This is a genomic window from Rhizobium sp. Root482, assembly GCF_001426565.1.
Taxonomy (GTDB): Bacteria; Pseudomonadota; Alphaproteobacteria; order Rhizobiales; family Rhizobiaceae; genus Pararhizobium.
Window position 1 is genome coordinate 57,243 of the sequence record NZ_LMFA01000008.1, and the last position, 16,898, is coordinate 74,140.

The 16,898-nt window shown below is 57.1% G+C and carries 20 protein-coding genes and 1 pseudogene; 6 read left to right on the forward strand and 15 right to left on the reverse strand.

Translation table 11 applies throughout. From position 1 onward, the window contains the following. Positions 1-25 precede the first annotated feature (25 nt). Positions 26-337 carry a DUF736 domain-containing protein gene (locus ASD31_RS06990; protein WP_056331304.1) on the forward strand — a complete coding sequence of 104 codons (312 nt, stop codon included), beginning with the start codon at positions 26-28 and terminating at the stop codon, positions 335-337. A gap of 41 nt (positions 338-378) precedes the next feature. Here the strand turns inward: ASD31_RS06990 and ASD31_RS06995 are convergent, their stop codons facing one another. Together ASD31_RS06995 and ASD31_RS07000 are read right to left on the reverse strand one after the other, a co-directional pair. Beyond that, positions 379-657 (reverse strand): HU family DNA-binding protein, encoded by a 279-nt coding sequence (locus tag ASD31_RS06995; protein WP_056331306.1) that lies wholly within the window; start codon positions 655-657, stop codon positions 379-381. Between the two features lie 70 nt (positions 658-727). Beyond that, the gene (locus ASD31_RS07000) at positions 728-1,018 is read right to left on the reverse strand and encodes a WGR domain-containing protein (protein ID WP_056331309.1); all 291 of its coding nucleotides are present in this window, start codon (positions 1,016-1,018) and stop codon (positions 728-730) included. A gap of 157 nt (positions 1,019-1,175) precedes the next feature. Here ASD31_RS07000 and ASD31_RS07005 point away from each other — a divergent pair, with 157 nt between their 5' ends. Beyond that, positions 1,176-1,394: a hypothetical protein gene (locus ASD31_RS07005; RefSeq protein WP_056331311.1), complete on the forward strand. Its 219-nt coding sequence runs from the start codon at positions 1,176-1,178 to the stop codon at positions 1,392-1,394. Between the two features lie 11 nt (positions 1,395-1,405). Here ASD31_RS07005 and ASD31_RS07010 read toward each other — a convergent pair whose 3' ends face one another. Further along, complete coding sequence (locus tag ASD31_RS07010; protein ID WP_056331312.1) at positions 1,406-2,602, reverse strand: DUF1173 domain-containing protein; 1,197 nt, start codon at positions 2,600-2,602, stop codon at positions 1,406-1,408. Between the two features lie 273 nt (positions 2,603-2,875). Here ASD31_RS07010 and ASD31_RS26285 point away from each other — a divergent pair, with 273 nt between their 5' ends. Next, positions 2,876-3,019 (forward strand): hypothetical protein, encoded by a 144-nt coding sequence (locus ASD31_RS26285; RefSeq protein ID WP_200952137.1) that lies wholly within the window; start codon positions 2,876-2,878, stop codon positions 3,017-3,019. A 66-nt stretch (positions 3,020-3,085) separates the two neighbouring features. On the opposite strand, the gene ASD31_RS26700 is transcribed toward ASD31_RS26285, so the two are convergent. Both ASD31_RS26700 and ASD31_RS07020 read right to left on the reverse strand, forming a co-directional pair. Further along, the gene (locus tag ASD31_RS26700) at positions 3,086-3,472 is read right to left on the reverse strand and encodes a hypothetical protein (RefSeq protein ID WP_156392545.1); all 387 of its coding nucleotides are present in this window, start codon (positions 3,470-3,472) and stop codon (positions 3,086-3,088) included. Next, positions 3,469-4,179, reverse strand: a complete 711-nt coding sequence (locus ASD31_RS07020; RefSeq protein WP_056331314.1) for a ParA family protein — start codon at positions 4,177-4,179, stop codon at positions 3,469-3,471. The genes ASD31_RS26700 and ASD31_RS07020 overlap by 4 nt, the downstream gene beginning before the upstream one ends. A gap of 475 nt (positions 4,180-4,654) precedes the next feature. Here ASD31_RS07020 and ASD31_RS07025 point away from each other — a divergent pair, with 475 nt between their 5' ends. Then, positions 4,655-5,065, forward strand: coding sequence for a plasmid mobilization protein (locus ASD31_RS07025; protein WP_056331319.1), 411 nt, complete (start codon positions 4,655-4,657; stop codon positions 5,063-5,065). Then, the gene (locus ASD31_RS25845; protein WP_156392546.1) at positions 5,065-7,422 is read left to right on the forward strand and encodes a conjugal transfer protein TraA; all 2,358 of its coding nucleotides are present in this window, start codon (positions 5,065-5,067) and stop codon (positions 7,420-7,422) included. The genes ASD31_RS07025 and ASD31_RS25845 overlap by 1 nt, the downstream gene beginning before the upstream one ends. A gap of 29 nt (positions 7,423-7,451) precedes the next feature. On the opposite strand, the pseudogene ASD31_RS25850 reads toward ASD31_RS25845, so the two are convergent. Beyond that, positions 7,452-7,771 (reverse strand): annotated as a pseudogene (locus ASD31_RS25850) (transposase); the annotation flags it as partial. 315 nt (positions 7,772-8,086) lie between these two features. On the opposite strand from ASD31_RS25850, the gene ASD31_RS07040 reads away from it, so the two are divergent. After that, complete coding sequence (locus tag ASD31_RS07040) at positions 8,087-8,263, forward strand: type II toxin-antitoxin system VapB family antitoxin (RefSeq protein WP_244483785.1); 177 nt, start codon at positions 8,087-8,089, stop codon at positions 8,261-8,263. Between the two features lie 237 nt (positions 8,264-8,500). Here ASD31_RS07040 and ASD31_RS27075 read toward each other — a convergent pair whose 3' ends face one another. The 9 genes from ASD31_RS27075 to ASD31_RS07085 form a co-directional block, all read right to left on the reverse strand. Further along, a complete protein-coding gene (locus ASD31_RS27075; protein ID WP_056331328.1) occupies positions 8,501-8,872 on the reverse strand; it encodes a DUF982 domain-containing protein in 372 nt (123 codons plus the stop codon). 29 nt (positions 8,873-8,901) lie between these two features. Continuing rightward, entirely contained in the window at positions 8,902-9,093 is a 192-nt protein-coding gene (locus ASD31_RS25855) for a hypothetical protein (protein ID WP_156392548.1), read from the reverse strand. Positions 9,094-9,923: 830 nt separating this feature from the next. Continuing rightward, positions 9,924-10,145, reverse strand: coding sequence for a hypothetical protein (locus ASD31_RS07055; RefSeq protein WP_056331332.1), 222 nt, complete (start codon positions 10,143-10,145; stop codon positions 9,924-9,926). Between the two features lie 1,064 nt (positions 10,146-11,209). Further along, on the reverse strand, positions 11,210-11,605 hold the full coding sequence (locus tag ASD31_RS07060; RefSeq protein WP_056331334.1) for a type II toxin-antitoxin system HicB family antitoxin: 396 nt from the start codon (positions 11,603-11,605) through the stop codon (positions 11,210-11,212). A 6-nt stretch (positions 11,606-11,611) separates the two neighbouring features. Beyond that, positions 11,612-11,800 carry a type II toxin-antitoxin system HicA family toxin gene (locus tag ASD31_RS07065; protein ID WP_056331355.1) on the reverse strand — a complete coding sequence of 63 codons (189 nt, stop codon included), beginning with the start codon at positions 11,798-11,800 and terminating at the stop codon, positions 11,612-11,614. Between the two features lie 201 nt (positions 11,801-12,001). Then, entirely contained in the window at positions 12,002-14,020 is a 2,019-nt protein-coding gene (locus tag ASD31_RS07070) for a type IV secretory system conjugative DNA transfer family protein (protein WP_056331336.1), read from the reverse strand. Next, positions 14,017-15,045 carry a P-type DNA transfer ATPase VirB11 gene (gene virB11, locus ASD31_RS07075; protein ID WP_056331338.1) on the reverse strand — a complete coding sequence of 343 codons (1,029 nt, stop codon included), beginning with the start codon at positions 15,043-15,045 and terminating at the stop codon, positions 14,017-14,019. The genes ASD31_RS07070 and virB11 overlap by 4 nt, the downstream gene beginning before the upstream one ends. Further along, positions 15,011-16,264 carry a type IV secretion system protein VirB10 gene (gene virB10 / locus ASD31_RS07080; protein WP_056331340.1) on the reverse strand — a complete coding sequence of 418 codons (1,254 nt, stop codon included), beginning with the start codon at positions 16,262-16,264 and terminating at the stop codon, positions 15,011-15,013. Before virB10 ends, virB11 begins: the two co-directional genes overlap by 35 nt. Beyond that, positions 16,264-16,898, reverse strand: a 635-nt coding sequence (locus ASD31_RS07085) for a TrbG/VirB9 family P-type conjugative transfer protein (protein WP_156392549.1), incomplete at its 5' end; no start/stop codon positions are given. The genes ASD31_RS07085 and virB10, both read right to left, overlap by 1 nt.

Consider the following 16,898-nt stretch of genomic DNA (forward strand, 5'->3'; position numbering starts at 1 on the left):
CCCGAACAACAGAAGGACTATATCAATGGCTACCATCGGCTCATTTACCGCTTCCGAAAACGGCTTCTCCGGTACCATCAAAACCCTCAACCTCAACGTAAAGGCCAAGATCGTACGCGTCGAACGCTCGTCAGAGGACGCCCCCGACTTCCGGGTGCTGGCCGGCAATGTTGAGTTCGGGGCAGGGTGGCAAAAACAGGCCCGCGAAACCGAACGCGACTACATCTCGGTCAAGCTGGACGATCCGAGCTTCCCGGCTCCGATCTACGCAACGCTGACCGAAGTGCAAGGCCAGGAAGGCCTGCAGCTCATCTGGTCTCGCAGCACCCGCCGCTGAGCGGCGACGGCCCCGCCCGATAATGGCGGGGCTTTCTCACATCACTTGTTGAGCGCATCCTTGAGCGCCTTGGCCGGCGTGAAGGTCAGCTTTTTTGAGGCTGCGATCTTCATCGCTGCGCCCGTTGCAGGATTGCGACCTTCGCGTTCCGGCGCGTCCTTGACCTTGAATTTTCCAAATCCGGGCAGGGACGTTTCGTTGCCGGAAAGAGCAGCGTCGGTGATCGAGGCGATGATCGCTTCGACAACGGCCTTGCCCTGCGCTTTCGTCAACCCGTGTTCTTCGGCAACCTTGTCGGCGATTTCATTGGTGGTGGTCATCTCATTGCTCCCCATTGTGATCGATACTCAAAATCCTGGCAGCGGACGCCTGTGTTGTCACCGGGACAATTCAAGGAAACCGCGTGGAGACGCGTCGATCGGCTGGATTTCCACAGTTTCCGATCGGTCGATAGCCTTTGGCCCGCTTCCTTCGCGCCAGATCCAGGAAATGAGCAGCTGCGTCTTTTTCCGTCTTGAAGACATCGCTTTTTTCGCCGCCGCGCTTGCCTATCCTTCCCCAACGGCGCACGACCTCCGTCTCTCCAAACAGCGTCGGCTGGACGGAAAGCGCATAGTAGCGTGCCATGTTTTTCGTTGCATCGACGCGTTGGCAGTAAAGCTGAAACTGAAAGATGGTCATGGGTCAGAATGACTGTGCGGTTCACGCACGTCCAATGAGACTTTGGAATCAATGAGAGGCGTTCGATTCACAACTGTGATGTGTCGAAGGCCCCTGATCGGCTGGCCATCAAAACCGAGGAGATATAAAAGACGGTGCGAACAGAAGGACAGGGGCAATGGAAGACTCGATCAAGATTGATAACCGTGGTGACTTTGCGCTTTGGGCCATCGAAATGGCAAAACAGATTGTCAGCGAACAAGGGTTTGAACTGGCCCGAGCGTCACGAGAAGGGACCGACGACGAGGTTCGGGTCGCCGGTAACGCTCTTGGACAGGTAATCACCAACACACTTATCGAGGTCTTCGACGGTCTGCTCGAAGGATCACCGGAATAGGCGGCCTGCCATCAGATGGGAAGTGGCGGCAGGTCGCCGTCTGCGACCCGCCATATCCATGCCTCAAGATCCGGCCGCGCCTCGATCATCTCCTTGAGTGAGATCTCGAACCCTTCGTCAGCACCGGCCGGCACAATGTAGAGGGCACAGGCCAACGGCTGTCGTTCCGGCAAGATGACGTTGGCCATCGGTTGATTGCGGGACAAATTGAAGCGGAGTCCTTTTACGGACTTCTTACGCAATCGCACCAGTCGCTCGACGAGCCGCCGCTCGAACGCGTCATCGATCGGCAGCCATTGAGAGGTCACCGTCATCAAGGCAATCTCGTTGACCGTGATGATGCCGGCGGAGTTTCCCCCCACCGTCACGATGGTTATGAGATGCAAGGCATCGTCGCTTTTCCAAAGCGCCAACTCCGTCTCGAAACGCCGCTGCAAACTGCGCCACGCCGCGTCTTCCAGGTGAAAACGAACGCCCGGCATATGCCTGATGATCATCTGCTGTCCGCTTCGAGCGTCGGCAAACTCCTTGATTTCCGCTACAAGGACCATCAGTCGTCGTGTCCCGACCGCCGGCTGGAACAACCCGGCCAGTTTCTGCGATCGGCGTTGCGCGATAGCGGCCTTATCGTCTGTCCGGAACGGCTCGGGTATGAATAACCGGTCCGTCAGGCTTTCGCCGCGAACCGTCATGTTTCCGGCAGCTTCCGTCAAATGACGATACACCTGTCGCCAGTTCCGCTTTCCCGTCCAGTTGGACGTCCATTCCGTCAGGCCGCTTTCGTGCCAGAGCAAGTGCAAAAGCGCGCGCAATGACAATTTCCTGGCGTCATTCTTGATGCTGTCGGTGGCGGCGGCCTTGGCGCCTGCCGCGGTGGTCGAACATCTCTTGGATAGCGAGAAATCGAGTTTCAAGGCGGCGACCCCGGCCGAGGGATCCAGATTAATCGCGGTGCCGATCAGCGGGCCCAGGCCAGATAATCCATAGGGAGGCTCGTAGGACGGGCAGACCGGATCGTGATCGCCGCCTGACAGCGGCATCCGCTTGACGACGTGCTGGTCGCCAATGTCGGCGATATACATCGGCACTCCGGGATCCCGGCAAAGACAGAATGGTCGGATTTTGCCGCGATAGGCCTTTGCCAAGCAAGATGCGAAATCGACCATATCCTCGTCCAGAGACATGCCCTCGATCAGATACCGTCTCATCAGATCACCCCCTGTCGCGTTCGCCGGACTGCCGCAGGATGGTGCCCCAAGAGAGGTAACCCTGTCTGATCAGATTGGCTGAGTATGCCGGGCGGACAAACCCAGCTCAAGGCCGTCGGCCCCTCCAATTTTCCCTGCGCTTCGTTTCACTACGCTTCGACAAAATCGGTTCCTCCGCACACCGGCTCCGCCGGTCGTGTTCCACGAGCCTTGACCTGGCTTCCTCCGCCCTGCGTGCCGCGATCATCTTTCACAAACGTCAAGGAGACGAAGATGACGGACGAACAGCACATCGATGAACTGCGCGCTGAACTTCGCAACGCAACCAACCTGGCAGAACGTCGACAGATCGCAGACGAACTGAACGCCGCCGTCGCCGAGCGCGCCGTCGTTCTGGAAAACCTGCCCCCTTCCTAGGAGGCATCTCTCGAACGACAACCCGACAACGGCGCCGGATCGACCGACGCCCTTGCCGTTAACGGCTCAATAACCGTTCTTTGAGAGGTAAATATCAAGCGCCGCCTTCACCACGACCGTCATCTTCACGTCGTTTTCCTGTGCGGCACGCTGCAAGCGGGCTTTCAGATCGTAGTCGAGCGCGATGTTGACGAAGAATTTGACGGTGCGCTGTTTGGAACGCTTCAGGTTCTTCAGACTGTTGCGAACATCTTCCTGTGCAATTGCGCGGGCTTCAGCCTGTTGACGACGCTGCTCCGCACGACCACTCGCACTGGCACCTGTCTGCTTTGCTGCGGCCGGTTCGTGGCTGGTCACCGATGCATCGGCCTGGTCTGTATCAAGGTTCGGCTCTCTCGCAGTTTTGCGGGCTGCGATCGTGAAATCATTCAAGTCCAGGCTGGCTTTGGTCATGCTGCACCGAAAAGAACCGGAGATGCGCGATGCTCTTCTATTTCGTCGGCCAAGCTGCGAACCTCCGTCCTTGCTTTACGAATGGGATCGGTCAGATCCTGCATCTGCAGGGTCCCAAGGCCGTTTTGAATCTCGCGGTAGATGTTTCGCTCGAACAGTTCGGTGTCGAGAAGCCGTGTACGATAGTGCGCAGCCACCATGCCGGCGATAAAGGGTCTGATATAGCGATAGGCCTCAAGGTTGCGTCCCGGTACCGAAATGCGGGTGCGGACATTGAGGTGATCCACAGAAAGGCCGAATTGTTCATTGATCTCGGTGACAGCCGCAACCGCCTGTCCTGCCGCCTCGAGCTCCTTGATTGCCGGCTGAATTGGTGAAATCACCAGGTTTGCCATGCGAATAATGGTCGTTTGCAAGGCGCTGTCGACGCCGGCCGCGTCAATGATGACGCGGTCAAATGCGCGGCCGACGACATCGACGGCCTGTTCGATGGATCTCTGGGTGGCTGCGGAGGTCACCACGATATTGTCGGGCACGTTATGTTTTTCAGAGCACAACCGCCACCAGCCCGTGAGATTTTGGCGATTGTCGGCGTCGATCAGCAGGACACGCTCGCCTCGAAGCGCATATTCACCCGCGAGCAGTGTAACGAGCGTCGTCTTGCCCGCACCGCCCTTGTTGCTCACCGCCGCATAGATCCCTGTCATGGGTTGAGTTCCGTCTCGTGACTTTTGTTGGCGCATCATGTTGCAAAGAGCGTGATCAATGCAAGGAAAAAATGAACAAGATGTGTTCACAGGTTTCAGCCAGGTGACACTGACATGCAAAGCATACCGACAGTTTGGAATATATTCCGTATTCTATTCCGCGGCAGTGTCTTGGAGCGGTGTGTATGGTGTCCATCGCCCATAAAATACAAAATACATAAGCATAACAAAATAGTTGCCTATCAATGTTGCCATGGTGCGCGAGGCATTTAACGCGACGGCTTAAGGGGTTTCGATGGGCTGAAATGATCGAAGCGTCCCGTCGAGATCAGGCTTATGCGGGATGATTGACTTGAATTGTGTTTACCGAAACGGTACTATTTGTTTTGGCAGGATACGCAAATTTGTGATACAAATTTTCTGACCATCGACGGACAAGCCGTCGATGAGGCCTGCGGCCACGTAGGGGAGACAAATGAACCAGCCTGACTTGAGGAATGCTTTCGTGGTCTACGCCCCTGAAGCCAAGTCCAGAGTGCTTCATGTCAGGTTCGGCGCGAGCGAAATGGCGAGGGTCAGCGCCGCCGCCGAGGAGGCCGGTCTGACGGTTTCCGCCTTTATGCGGTCGTTGACACTTGAGGGTGCCGGCGTGCGACCGTTCTTTACCGAAAGAGATCAGGCGGTTCTTGACCTGCTCCTTGCGGAAATTGCGGCACTTGGCGTGAGGCTCAATCAGTTTTCGCGGGCCGCGCGTCGAAGGGAGGCAGTCTGGTCGCAAGAGGAGAGGTCGATGGTTGGCGAAGTCCATCGTAGCGTTGCGGCGGTGCTGCTGGAGCTGAGGTTTTTTGCCGAGCGCGGCAGGCGAACAAAAGGCGGGGAAACGTGATGGAAATCCTGCTTGGAACTTTCGCGACCGAATGGCCGCAGCGCAAAGCGGCACTCCTGCACGACTTGTCACTCGGGCGTTCGGCTCCGGACGATGAAGAGCGGCGCCGTCGAGGAGGCGTCGCCGCTCAGCCAAAGAGCGTGGCCAAAACGAAGATCGTCGGTTTCAGCGTGGGCCGAGGCTATTTGGACGGAACCGGCGTCCGCCGCCCTGCCGATCGTCCGATGCGGGCGCGGTTTGCAGGTTTCGCTTCGGGCAGTCAGCCGGCCGTCGTGAAACTGGCATCGTTCGGCGGAGGTGCGCGCGTGGGCGCGATGATAAATTATGTTTCGCGCAATGGCGCTGTCGTGGTGGAAAACGAGCGGGGCGAACTGCTTCAGGGGCGCGATCAAATAGTGCAAGTGGGCAAGGAGTGGGATCATCTTCTCAAGAATCGGGCCGAGAGCCGGGACATAGGTCTCTTCACGATCGCGATCGACGAGGATCAGCCGGAGCATGGAGCACGTCTCGAACGAGCGCGGACGATCGCCAAGCACGCGCTCGGCGAGCGGGCATTTGCCATTGCGGTGACAGAGCGCCCCGACGGACGCGGCTTCGATATTGATGGCGTGACCGTATTGCGCGATCAACGCGGAGAGCGACTGACGGCAGACGCCAGGGCGAGCGACATTGTTCAACATCGCCTCGATGCGGAAGAGGGCGAAGCGGTGGCGAAATTCCGGTTCACCGGGCACGGCAATGGCACCGACTATGGCGCCAGCCGACTGCGGTCGCTCGTTGAAAAGCACGCGGGCTCGGTCCACGACAATGAAGGACGCCTGATCGCGGATGCAAAGACGGCCCGCGATCTCGTCCAGATTGGATGGCGCCCGCAACTCCACAGCCGCAAGCCGCGCGATGTCATGCATGTTATTTTATCCGCACGGGCCGGCACTGAGGCAAGCGCGTTCCAAAACGCCGCACGCGAATTTCTCGCAAGCCAGTTTTCAACTCATCGATATGTGTTTTCGCTTCACGATATCTCCACGGACCCGAAGTCCGAAAAAGAAGGCGGAAAGCGTCCCCATATCCACGTCCATGCGATCGTAGCCATGCGCTCCGCCGACGTCGGTGAGCGGATCGTGACGACAATCTCCACGTTTCGGGAATGGCGCCTAAACCTGGCTGAAAAGGCACGCGCCAATGGTATCGAGATGGAAATGAGCGATCGAAGGGACCGCGCAAGTCCGGCCGCATACCGCAGAAATCAGGTCAAACCCGTGAACACCATCGGTCGCACCGAACATGAGGGAACATCCAAAGCCGCGCAGCGTCGCTATGACGCCCAGCGCCGGGACGAACCCACATTTGCGACAACCAGGGCTGCGCGATCCTACCAAGCCGCGGCCCGGAGAGAATGGCAAGAAATCAGTGATGGCAAACGTTTAAGAGTAGACGGATCTTTCGCCGAAACTCAGTCTCTCCGGCTCATGGGCGAGCGCTCTCTCAGGGAACCGACGGCCGCCGGGACCAGTCATAGTTCAAAATTGCGCTCGCCGTTGCGAACACATATGGTAAATTTTGAGAACATCTTTTTGGAGGTCGATGATATGCGGCATATGGCAAGACCAGAGTTCGAAGCTTATGAAAAGCGAGTCGAGACGGCGTTGTTCCACGCCGAGCGCTCGATGCTGCCGCACGACCGTCGGGACTTCGAGAAAATCGCTCAGGCCGCGCGCGATCACGTCAATATTCGACGTGAACTGCTCGAATTGACGGAGCAAAGGGCAGCAATCGATAGGGAAGGGACGCTACGTCCTGGCCAGGACCGAGTGGATTATCAACCTGAAAGCCAAGGCCAAAGCGACGACATCGAGCGTCGCGGGGTTGAAGATCGTATAGCTGCGACAGCGCCCGTCGAGAAAGAGGGGTCACGAGAGGTTGGGCGTGCAGCCGAAGTCGAGCAGGTTTTCAGTCGGACCCGGACCGAGAGGGTGCAATCCCATTCGGGACCGAGCAGAACGCCTGATGCTGATACATCGAGCAATGCCGTCCACCGTGAGGGAGCGGAGATTTATATGGAACTAGGAGATACCCTCCGGGCTGCGGACCGCGCGCGACCCGGAGAGTGGCCGGCTAACTCCAGTGAGCCACTACAGCCACGGCCGAAGCGGGACAGCATTGCACATGACAGCCCAGAAGCCGGCCGGCGTGATCGACCGCCGGGCCAGGAAAACAGCGATGCGCTCGGCAAGGCTCGGGACAGTACCGTCGGCGACATCCCACCAGGAGATTCCGCAAAGCAGCGCATCCAACGAGTGGATGAGCTCAAACGTCAATCTGACCAGTACCACAAAGACGAAGAGGAAAGGGAATAACGAGAGTTTATCTAAGCTACGATTAGAAGGCGCTGAAATTCTCCGGCAACCTCCTGGAGGTATATGTCGAGGCGGCGGCGAACGGCGTGGTAGACACCCATGATCCGATGCTACATCATCGAGAAAGCGCGGTGTATGCGTTTGAACTAGAGCGAGCGCGTAGTTTGCCGACGACCTTCGAGATGTGCCCGGGGCTAAGGATGCGTTGGTAGGCCTTGTTGCCATCGGTGAAGATGGTGGTACCGACAGCGCTGTTGCGAGGGACAAGAGGATCGAAGAATTCGGTGCCGTTGCAGCGGATCGGCTCAAGTCCGATGCGGCCCGATTTGCCGTCGTCGCGCCTTTCCAGCGCTCTACAACGTTGAGTTTGCCATGGGGGCTGCGGCCCTTTCTGCCGCCAACAGGCTCTTCCTCCGTTCGGAAGTGATACTCGTTTCTTCGATCTCAATGTCTTTTCGTGGTCGCGCTTCGCGCCGTCGGGATCGACCATGAATGATGGAGCTTTGTTGATATGGCATCCTGACTTGGACACTGGGATGCAATTCGGTAGGATGGTAGAAAATTGGCTAATTAGTGGAATGGAGTATCTCCACATAAACCTGAACGTGAAAGACCTGAAGCGCACCGCCTTGCTCAGGCGATCGCCCATGCGACTGGGCAGAGTATGAGCCGTGTCGTGACCGATGCGCTGCGTAAACGGTATGAGCAGATTGAAAATCAGAGAGGCAGGGCTTCTGTTGAAGAAATTCTTGCGATCGCCGACAGGGCCGCGGCCCATCTCAAGCGACCTTATGCCGATCACTCCGAGCTTCATTATGGGGAGGACGGCCTGCCGAAATGATTATCGACATGCTTGAGCATTTCGAGGTCTTTACATCGATCACTTTTCCATGAGGCGAGAGTGAGTGCTGGATGCTCAGGTTGTCCAGGAGATAACGAGAAACAACATGATACTTGCAACCACGATGCCCATGCTTACGCCCTGAATGAGCTTGAGGCGCCGACTCTGTTTTCCGTCCCAATCATAGGACATTGGAAAGTACCCTTTTAGCTGCGGGCCTTTCGGAAGGGGTTTGGTTCATTCGTACAAATCCTGCGCATACATGTCCGCGGCGACATCTGATCTCAGCAACGAGCTGTTCGTGCTGCGCGATGTCGGGCGACAGTGTGAGGGCGAAGCGCACTGCTTGCGCCCCGGCCTGAATTGGAAATCTGGCGAGAGCATGAGCAGTTTCCCCGATAGCGCCATCTTGCAGCCAATTACTGCCCGTTCCTGCTTTGCTCGGTTCTTGACAGGCCATTCATTCGAAAGGCAGCGCGCCACTCCCGTGGTGCTCCGAATATTTTGGACGGGGATGGTTTCGCGTGCCCAAAGCTCAATCGTCGCGGTCCTGTTCCGCGTGGAATTGCCCAATTTCCTCGAACGCTCACTGAAAATAGCCTGGGCCATAAGACCGCTCCAGTCGCCGGGCTTGTGGTTCACACGCCATCGGTGGAATTTGCGTTTTGTTGCGCAACCTGCCGCACCACGGTGTTGACTGTCTCGATGAGCCACCGCTGGCGTTCCTGCATGATGCCTTCGGCAACCATTAAGACGGGGTCTTCCTGGCCCTTAGATAAATGTCTTGCGGTCACCGACCATGCTGTTTGAAGCACGTCATCTGGATACATGAAATCTCCTACAATATGACGTGATCTTGTCATGCGACACTTGGTTGAACCTTGCGTCTGTAGGACCAGCCGCCAACATAAGCATGAGCTTTTCGTGACAGTTCGCGACCAGACCCCGCTCGGCGTCGCGCGTGTCACTGCCACTTCTCCGGGCCGGGACAAAGGCCGCCAGCATCTCCGCCATACACAAAGCGTACCGTTGGTCGGACATCGGTCATAACGAAGTCATTCATCGCGACGGTTGGGCTGAAGGGGACGGGGAAAGATGGTGATCGCCGCCCATGTCGCCGGTTTCAATTCGATATAGTACGGCTTGTCTATGGTCTGCGGCGTCGATGCCGAGCGGGGTCCGGATTCCAACTCGTTTAAGGGCGCGCAGATCCGTGCGCTCGAAAAGCGCACGAACGAATCTACAGCCGAGTTCCCGATATCGAATGGCGCGGTCATCGCACCCGTTGCCAGACAGCGACGGCAAGGGCGGGATCGCGCCGTTCGAGCACATGCAGCTCTGACCCTGCTTTAATGTCGTTTCGTGGGCGGAAGCGAAGGGCCGGCCGGCGGTTGATATGAAGGACACGTGCAACCGTGTGGCGCTTGAGCCGCACGATGCACGGTGCAGGAAGGGCGTGCACTACATAATGCCGACTTGCAGCGTTAGTTGGTGCGGGTCGGCTACGTCACCGGGCTCATTGGCCGCATGTCGGTAGCAATGACACGTTGAGCCGTCGGCGCATTCCAGATGGCCCCGGATTGCCGAAGACGAGTGATCTAGACCGAGTCACCGTTGCGCGCCTGAAAAACGCATTGAGTAACCCGCCGCGTTATCAATTTCAGGAATGGAACATTTTCTCAAACAGGAACTGAGTGTCACCGTCATCATCGTGCAGGTGGCAGGCTCCGGCCACTTCCACAGTTGTGAAAATTTCGTTAATTCGATCTTCGTTATCCGTCACCAGCATCAGAGCGTCACGAACAGCCGCCGCCGAAAGCACTATCGGTTCTCGTACCATCTCGCCATCAAGCCAGGTGCTCATTCGAATCGTCGCCAGCATTTTTCACCCCCTCTCATTCGCCACTATCTCGCGAGCCCGAAAAATCGGCCATCGCGAACATTCGCTATTTCTAAATCAGCAAAGAGGGAAATTTCCATGCGGACTCGGCTCCAAATGGAAGCGGCTTCTCTGTCCTGGCCGAACGCAAATCAAGAGACGCCTATGATCTTAAAACCCGTGGCGCCCCCGATGAGGGATGCAAAGGCTGCTGGCACGCTCTGCGAACTGCTGTTCGGTGGCCTTGGCGGTTACCACGCGGGGTGAACCGCGCCTGGATTGCCGGAGACCAGACGTCATGGGTTGGAGACTTGGGCTATCAGTCCATGATGCGCATTACCGCGAATCCGTCATCGTCCAAGATCCACTCGAAGCCTGGGATAACGAAGGATTCTCTCAACTCCGAGAGTGCTGGGCGGCTGTGCCTCTTAACCCGCCATTGAAGTTGACGACGTTGTTGTCATGTTCAGGAGCCACTTCGATCCGCCGCATTGAATTTACGGCGCTGATCAGCAGGTTTTCGTTGTCGTCTGTCATCGTTTCACGAAATGCCGCCGAGATCTGGTACCGCGGGCCCGGATCATCCGGCGGCGCCGATCGGTTGCGCTGTTACTTTTGAATCTTAACGCCGCTTGGCCAGATTCCTGCGTCCTTCAAGCGCCTTATTCTCGCGAGACGTTCGATGTGAGCGCGGCTCCCGTCGTCTTCGCGGGCTGGGATATATCTAACTGGCTCGCCATCGTCGTCACGGTCCAGGCCGTCGTCTCGTCCCCACCGTAGCCGAGCATATTTACTTGATATTCGGGTTGCGCGACGACAGTTCAACCCGCTGTTTAAAAATAGCTTTCCTATCATCTTGAGCATTCCGTCAACCTTAGCTTATTCGAGGTGCTCGATCGCAAGCTTCCATGCTTGAGCATTGCTCGGAGTAGACATCGATAATCTCCTTCATGAGGCGAAGCAGGATGGCGAGGATGACGGACAGCACGGCACTTATCACAACGATGACCATGCCGACAAAAAAACCCGAGGGCTGGCCTCGGGTTTTCATCAAGCCGCAAACGCAGTTAAGCCGCCTGCATCTCCCGCTTAGCTGCCCTGGAAAGGAAGCCAGACCTCGTAAGTCCGTTGGCTTCCGCGAAAGCGTCGATTTGCTGCAGCACGTCTTCTGGCAGGGTAACGTTTACTCTAACCGCCTTCTGAGTCTCGGTCTTTAACGCGACGAGGATCGCCACTCCGTCCCTGTTGTCTGGATCGGCCATTACCGCCTCAAGGGTTGAGGGTTCCGGAATGGCTTCATAATCCTCCACCAAGCCTTCGATATGCAAGGCAAGGGCTTCCTCAGCCATAGCCCTTGCATCATCGAGATCAGTGCCAGCCGTTACGACGCCTGGAAAATCAGGAAAGGACACGCCGTAATCGCTACCAGCGTCCTTATGGATCAGTCCGATATAGTTGCGCATTGGGGTCTACCTCAGTTTCAAGCCGGATTGCTTTTCGATGCTTTTGACAGTGCCGACCGGTAAATCTCTTTTGGGGTGAGGGACGGTGACGCGACCCTGTTTCGTCGGGTGCTTGAACTGAACGTGGCTGCCTTTGCGGGCAACTTCGTACCATCCGTCCTTCGTTAGTTCAGAGATTATGTCGCCACTCTTCATAACCATCTATATACACACTCGTGTGTATTAAATCAACAGTCCGTTGAAATACGCGACGGACTTTCATCCAACATCACCAGGAGATACCCAATGAACGTCACCACGTTCTTTGCATACGTGCGCCGTGCACCCTTCGGCGGCCGGCTGACCCAAGCCCAGATTGACGGCATGAATGCGATCCTGGCTGAATGGGATACGGCATCAGTCAGCAAGCCCTATGTCTGCAGGGTCGGGAACAGTCACCCTCAAGATGTCCGCAACGCTTGGCCTGCTGCCTCCAGGAACTCGCTCTTTCAAAAGCTTGTCATTTATCAGGTCGCGAAGCCGCTTGGCGGTCGACCTCATTCGGGCTTCCATCATTTCGATCCGTGCGTCCAACACAGGGGCATCAAGTTGTACCGGATGCGACAGTTCCTCGTCCTTTCGCGGTCGCTCCAGCGGGAGCGAAAGTGCAGCATCGGCCGGTTCGTTTCCTGAAATCGCGGGGGGCGATGCGGTTTGCCCGGCATTGTCCAACGGTTGCTCAGCGCTCACGATCGGGCCGTCAAGTACCGGCACGGGCAAACGTGTGATAAAGTCTGCGTCGGGTACGTCAGGTTGGTTTGCAAGCGCGAAATTAGCGGCTTCCGCCAACGAAGCGACCTCGTGGAACCTTAGCTTGCCCGCAAAAATCGGTCTTTGACCCTCGACAAGAAGTATCGAGCGGTCTTCCGGCAGTTGCCGGACCTCCTGCGGCATCAGGAGATCGCGCTCGCGGATCTGCTCCACTTTCGTCCGCCTCGAAAGGCCTATCAGTTCGAGCGTCCGCGTCTCCGATGTGTATCGGATCGTTTTTTTGCCGAGCGCGCGCGAGGCATATTCGGCGGTCGCCTGGTCATTGGCACCAAGGATCAGTTGAAGGCCACAATTTCCAAGAAGCGAATGCCTGGAGGTCTCGCCGTAGATCTCGTCGATGTTTTTCAGATCCTGGATCACGAACGCAATCTTGATGTTGTAGCCCGCGACATAAGGCAGCTTGTTCATGACCTCGTCCATCTTCTTCAACTGTCTGAACTCGTCCAGCAGGAAGTAGGCGGGAAGGGCGCCCGGGTCGAAATTTCGTGTCAGCAGATCCATACTCTGCTGCACGAACAATGTCAGAAGCGGGCGAAGGATGGTGACATCGCTGATGTTGGGGGCGAGATAGATCGACACCGGACGCCGGCGCATGGAAGCCAGGTCGATATCGGTGACATCGGTCGCGGCTATGACGCGCTCATTGCGAAATGGCTGCATTGCCTTTTGGATGTCGAGCAGTGCCGATCGTGCGGCTCGCTCGTTCAGCGAGATATAGGCGTTGAAGCTGTCGGTCGTGAAACGCGACAGGTCTGGCTCCTTTTCCTTGATCAGTTTCATCAAGACCTGGAGATCGACGCCGGCATTGAAGATGCCGTTCACCTCACCGAGATTGCGCCGGTTCTTGTAGCATCGGCTTTCCAGGACATAGCTGATGAGACCGGCGATCACCTGCTGTGCCGTCCCCTGCCAGACCGCATTGTCCGATCCTACGCTCTCGGGCACAAGAATACTGGCCATATTCTGGATATCGATCGTTCGGCTGCCGCGATCCTGCCGGACAAAATCCAGTGGGTTCCACCGATGGGTTTTTTGCGCGCCCGGTGAAAAAAGGAAGACCTGATGACCGTTCGCCTTTCGGTAGCCAGCCGTGTGCTGGAAAATTTCGCCCTTCAAGTCCGTCACGATCATGGAGCCCGGAAACGTCAATGCGTTTGGAATCACATAACCAACACCCTTGCCCGATCGCGTCGGGCCAATGACGAGGTGATGGCGATCATCCTGGCGACGCAGGATATGGCGCCCTATTCTTCCAAACATCTGTCCGTCCTTGCCGAACCATTTTCCGCGGCGCAGACAAGCAGCATCCTGGAATGCCGCGTTTCCCAAAGGGGTCGAAGGGCGTCGCAGGCCAAAGACCGCGGCTAAGATCCCCATTGTCACAGCGGGGCCGAGTGCGCCCAGAGCGGCGATTTGCAACGAAGCGCTACCTGGATAGGTCAGGAGTTGCTGGATCGGTGCCAACGGATTGGCTGTCGCCATCAAATGAAGAATCCTGCCGTCCTTGTATAAGAGCTGCAGGATCAACGCATAACCGACCATCCACACGGCGATGGCAATCACCACGCAAAAGATGAGGTAGCCGGCAACAAATGTCCTGCTCATGTGGCATGCCGGGCAAAGTAGATTTCGGAGACCCCGCGACGGCCACCTTCCCGGCGCAGCTGGATGACGACCGGTATCACCATCTGGATATACGACATGAGGTCCCGTTTCGAATACCCGGACGACATCCCGGCCTGTTGCATCATCATCGCGAGCTGTTCATAGGCACCGAGCGGGGTGTCGGCGTGTACTGTCGACATGCTGCCCGGATGGCCGGTATTGATTGCTCGCAAGAATGCAAACGCTTCTGACCCCCTGATTTCGCCGACGAACAGCCGGTCCGGTCGCATTCGCAGCGACGCCTCGAGCAGTGACTGGATGGTGACCTGCGCCGTTCCTTGATCACCCCGCGATGCCAGAAGATGGACGGTGTTTTTCTGTGGTGGAAACAGCTCTCGCGTATCCTCCAATGTGAAAATGCGCTCGAACGGGTCGATCGACTTCAGACAGGCATTGAGAAACGTGGTTTTGCCGGTCGACGTACCGCCGCTAATCAGGATAGAGATGCGTTGGCGGATGGCCGTGTGGATGAAGTCATAAATGCGCTCGGCCTTGAGGTGTTCGATCAGCGCTCGTTCTGCCGCGCTCAGCCCACCCACCGCGACCGACACCTTGTCCAATGCTCCGTTGTCGCGATACGCCTCGAGCGTAAAATCGCTCGTGACCTGCTTGCGGATCGAAATGGCACCGCCATCGGCTGCTGCGGGCGGAAGAACGATTTGGATGCGTTCGCCGGACGGGAGGGCGGCACTGAGGATGGGATTGGCGCGACTGATGAATTGATGTGTCGCGCCGGCGACCCGTTCGCCGATGTTTTCGATTTCGAGCGCAGTCAAAGCCGGCACTTCATGGTGCTCCATCCGGTCTGCGCCAAGACGCTCAACATAAATATGGCCGGGGCGATTGACTGAAATTTCGACGATGTCGCGATCGCACAGAAACGGCTGCAGCGGGTCGAGCGCGCGCTGCAGGAAGTAATCCGAACTTTTGTCAGCGGCTTTGAGTTTGGCGAAGACCTCGTTCATGCCTGATCTCCCTCAGCGCTTCTTCGACCGGATCCGGATACATGGCTGAAAAATCGAGATCCTGGCGGACGTAGACGAAAATGCGTTCGCCTTGGTGAACGCTGATCGTCGGTGGAATTTTAAGGCTCTCGCCCAGCGCCTGGTTGGCCATATCGGAGAAGGTCCGGGCGATCGTATCGCGCGCCAGCTCAGACGCCCTGTCGGAATTTGTTTCTCCGTTGGTGCCGCTTGACCCGCTGTCGCCGCCTCCATAGCCGGTCAGATAGGATGATCCCGCGCCGACGATGGAGAGCAGGATTGCGGATCCAAAACGCTCGCGCCATTTGTTGTCAACCATGCCTGTGAGGCCGGATCGCCCGAGGCTGTCGGTACCGATGCTGTTTAATCGCACCGACACGCCGTCATTGCGCAGCAATCTCGTCCAGATGACGAATATTCGTTTTTGTCCCCGCATTATGTCAGATTGATATTCACCGATCAGCCGCGAACCGGTCGGGATGAGCACACGGCGTCCGTCGAACGAATAGACGTCTCGAGATGTGATGGCGCGCACCTGTCCGGGAAGGTCGCTATTAATCGCGGTCTCAAGGATCCCGGGGATGAGTGTGCCCTCGGGGATCATTGCGTCGATACGTTCAATCAGACGGGCTTTCGCGGACCGGTCTCCCATGACCGACGCGGTTGCGAGAAACTTACTGTTGCGATCATCGCCAGCGACGATCGGGCCTTCTTCTCCGCCGGCACCCAGCAATCCCTGGCCACTGTCAGCATTTCCGGTATCGATCACCACCTGCTTCGACAGGAAACGCGTCGGAAACGCATCCGTCTGTTCTGCCGGAACCGGAAATGTCGCACCGGCGTCGTCGACGATCTCCGGTGGAGGCGGAACCTCGAACTGTGTGGTATCGGGCACCTCGTCATTTTCGTCCTTAGCGGGAGGATCGGGAAGCGTGATGACCGGGTCGGGTGCCTTTTCTGGCCGTTTGTCGTCGGAGCGTAGAAAAGACGGCGGCCTGAATGTGGTGGTCGTGAACTCCTCGTCGGCCCCCATGTTTTCCGGTGCGCGTTCCTGTGGCGAAAAGACGACGACATAGGCGAAAGCGACAGCGCCAACGATAAGGACGGTGCCACCCAGCAGCTGTTTGCGCCGGGCTCGCTCGTCCTTGACCAGAGCCTCGTCGCCGGCGAGCATCGCTTCCAGTTCTGGAGACCGTTGCATCAGTTTCCACTCCTCGCGCGCGTCGTTGCGATTTGATCACGGCTCGGAGCCATAACGCCGGGGTCGGCCGCCCCAAAATCCGGTTTCTCCAAGTTGAAAATGCAGGTCCAACTGTCGCCGTCACGAAGTGTGAATTGCGTCGCGGTGCCATCGACGACGATATAGTCTCCTTCTCGACGGAAATTGCGGAGCGTCTCGGAAAAATCGATGTTTACGGCAAAAATGGCCGGCACAGCGCGGCCAAACTTGAAGAATGTCTTGTGGCCGTCGTCGAAGACCATTGTCGGCTTAAGCCTGCCGTCCCCGGAGAAGGAGTAGTCGATATTGATGTTGGCCTTGTCGATGCTGGCAATGTTGGGATGAGCAGCACGAGCCTCCGCTTTCTTTCGCAAGGAGGCGTTGAGATCATTCTCGGGATAGATAAATCGGATACCGAAAACCTGTTTGCCGTCCTTTGGTGCATAATCATTGAGCTCGAGATAATAAATGCGTTTGTTCGTCACGACATTCATGTTGGTGGAGACGTTCTTGGCCCTAGGTTCTGTTGACAAAGTAGGGTAGCCAAATCTTTGCGGCAGCCAACGCGAGGAAGGCTTCAAAGGAAGCTCTGGTCTTATCGTATCTGGTGGCGATC

Excerpts from the sequence above, each read along its gene's own strand:
- ASD31_RS06990 (WP_056331304.1), top strand. The coding sequence starts at position 26 with ATGGCTACCATCGGCTCATTTACCGCTTCCGAAAACGGCTTCTCCGGT.
- ASD31_RS06995 (WP_056331306.1), bottom strand. The coding sequence starts at position 657 with ATGACCACCACCAATGAAATCGCCGACAAGGTTGCCGAAGAACACGGG.
- ASD31_RS07000 (WP_056331309.1), bottom strand. The coding sequence starts at position 1,018 with ATGACCATCTTTCAGTTTCAGCTTTACTGCCAACGCGTCGATGCAACG.
- ASD31_RS07005 (WP_056331311.1), top strand. The coding sequence starts at position 1,176 with ATGGAAGACTCGATCAAGATTGATAACCGTGGTGACTTTGCGCTTTGG.
- ASD31_RS07010 (WP_056331312.1), bottom strand. The coding sequence starts at position 2,602 with ATGAGACGGTATCTGATCGAGGGCATGTCTCTGGACGAGGATATGGTC.
- ASD31_RS26285 (WP_200952137.1), top strand. The coding sequence starts at position 2,876 with ATGACGGACGAACAGCACATCGATGAACTGCGCGCTGAACTTCGCAAC.
- ASD31_RS26700 (WP_156392545.1), bottom strand. The coding sequence starts at position 3,472 with ATGACCAAAGCCAGCCTGGACTTGAATGATTTCACGATCGCAGCCCGC.
- ASD31_RS07020 (WP_056331314.1), bottom strand. The coding sequence starts at position 4,179 with ATGACAGGGATCTATGCGGCGGTGAGCAACAAGGGCGGTGCGGGCAAG.
- ASD31_RS07025 (WP_056331319.1), top strand. The coding sequence starts at position 4,655 with ATGAACCAGCCTGACTTGAGGAATGCTTTCGTGGTCTACGCCCCTGAA.
- ASD31_RS25845 (WP_156392546.1), top strand. The coding sequence starts at position 5,065 with ATGGAAATCCTGCTTGGAACTTTCGCGACCGAATGGCCGCAGCGCAAA.
- ASD31_RS07040 (WP_244483785.1), top strand. The coding sequence starts at position 8,087 with ATGAGCCGTGTCGTGACCGATGCGCTGCGTAAACGGTATGAGCAGATT.
- ASD31_RS27075 (WP_056331328.1), bottom strand. The coding sequence starts at position 8,872 with ATGGCCCAGGCTATTTTCAGTGAGCGTTCGAGGAAATTGGGCAATTCC.
- ASD31_RS25855 (WP_156392548.1), bottom strand. The coding sequence starts at position 9,093 with ATGTATCCAGATGACGTGCTTCAAACAGCATGGTCGGTGACCGCAAGA.
- ASD31_RS07055 (WP_056331332.1), bottom strand. The coding sequence starts at position 10,145 with ATGCTGGCGACGATTCGAATGAGCACCTGGCTTGATGGCGAGATGGTA.
- ASD31_RS07060 (WP_056331334.1), bottom strand. The coding sequence starts at position 11,605 with ATGCGCAACTATATCGGACTGATCCATAAGGACGCTGGTAGCGATTAC.
- ASD31_RS07065 (WP_056331355.1), bottom strand. The coding sequence starts at position 11,800 with ATGAAGAGTGGCGACATAATCTCTGAACTAACGAAGGACGGATGGTAC.
- ASD31_RS07070 (WP_056331336.1), bottom strand. The coding sequence starts at position 14,020 with ATGAGCAGGACATTTGTTGCCGGCTACCTCATCTTTTGCGTGGTGATT.
- virB11 (WP_056331338.1), bottom strand. The coding sequence starts at position 15,045 with ATGAACGAGGTCTTCGCCAAACTCAAAGCCGCTGACAAAAGTTCGGAT.
- virB10 (WP_056331340.1), bottom strand. The coding sequence starts at position 16,264 with ATGCAACGGTCTCCAGAACTGGAAGCGATGCTCGCCGGCGACGAGGCT.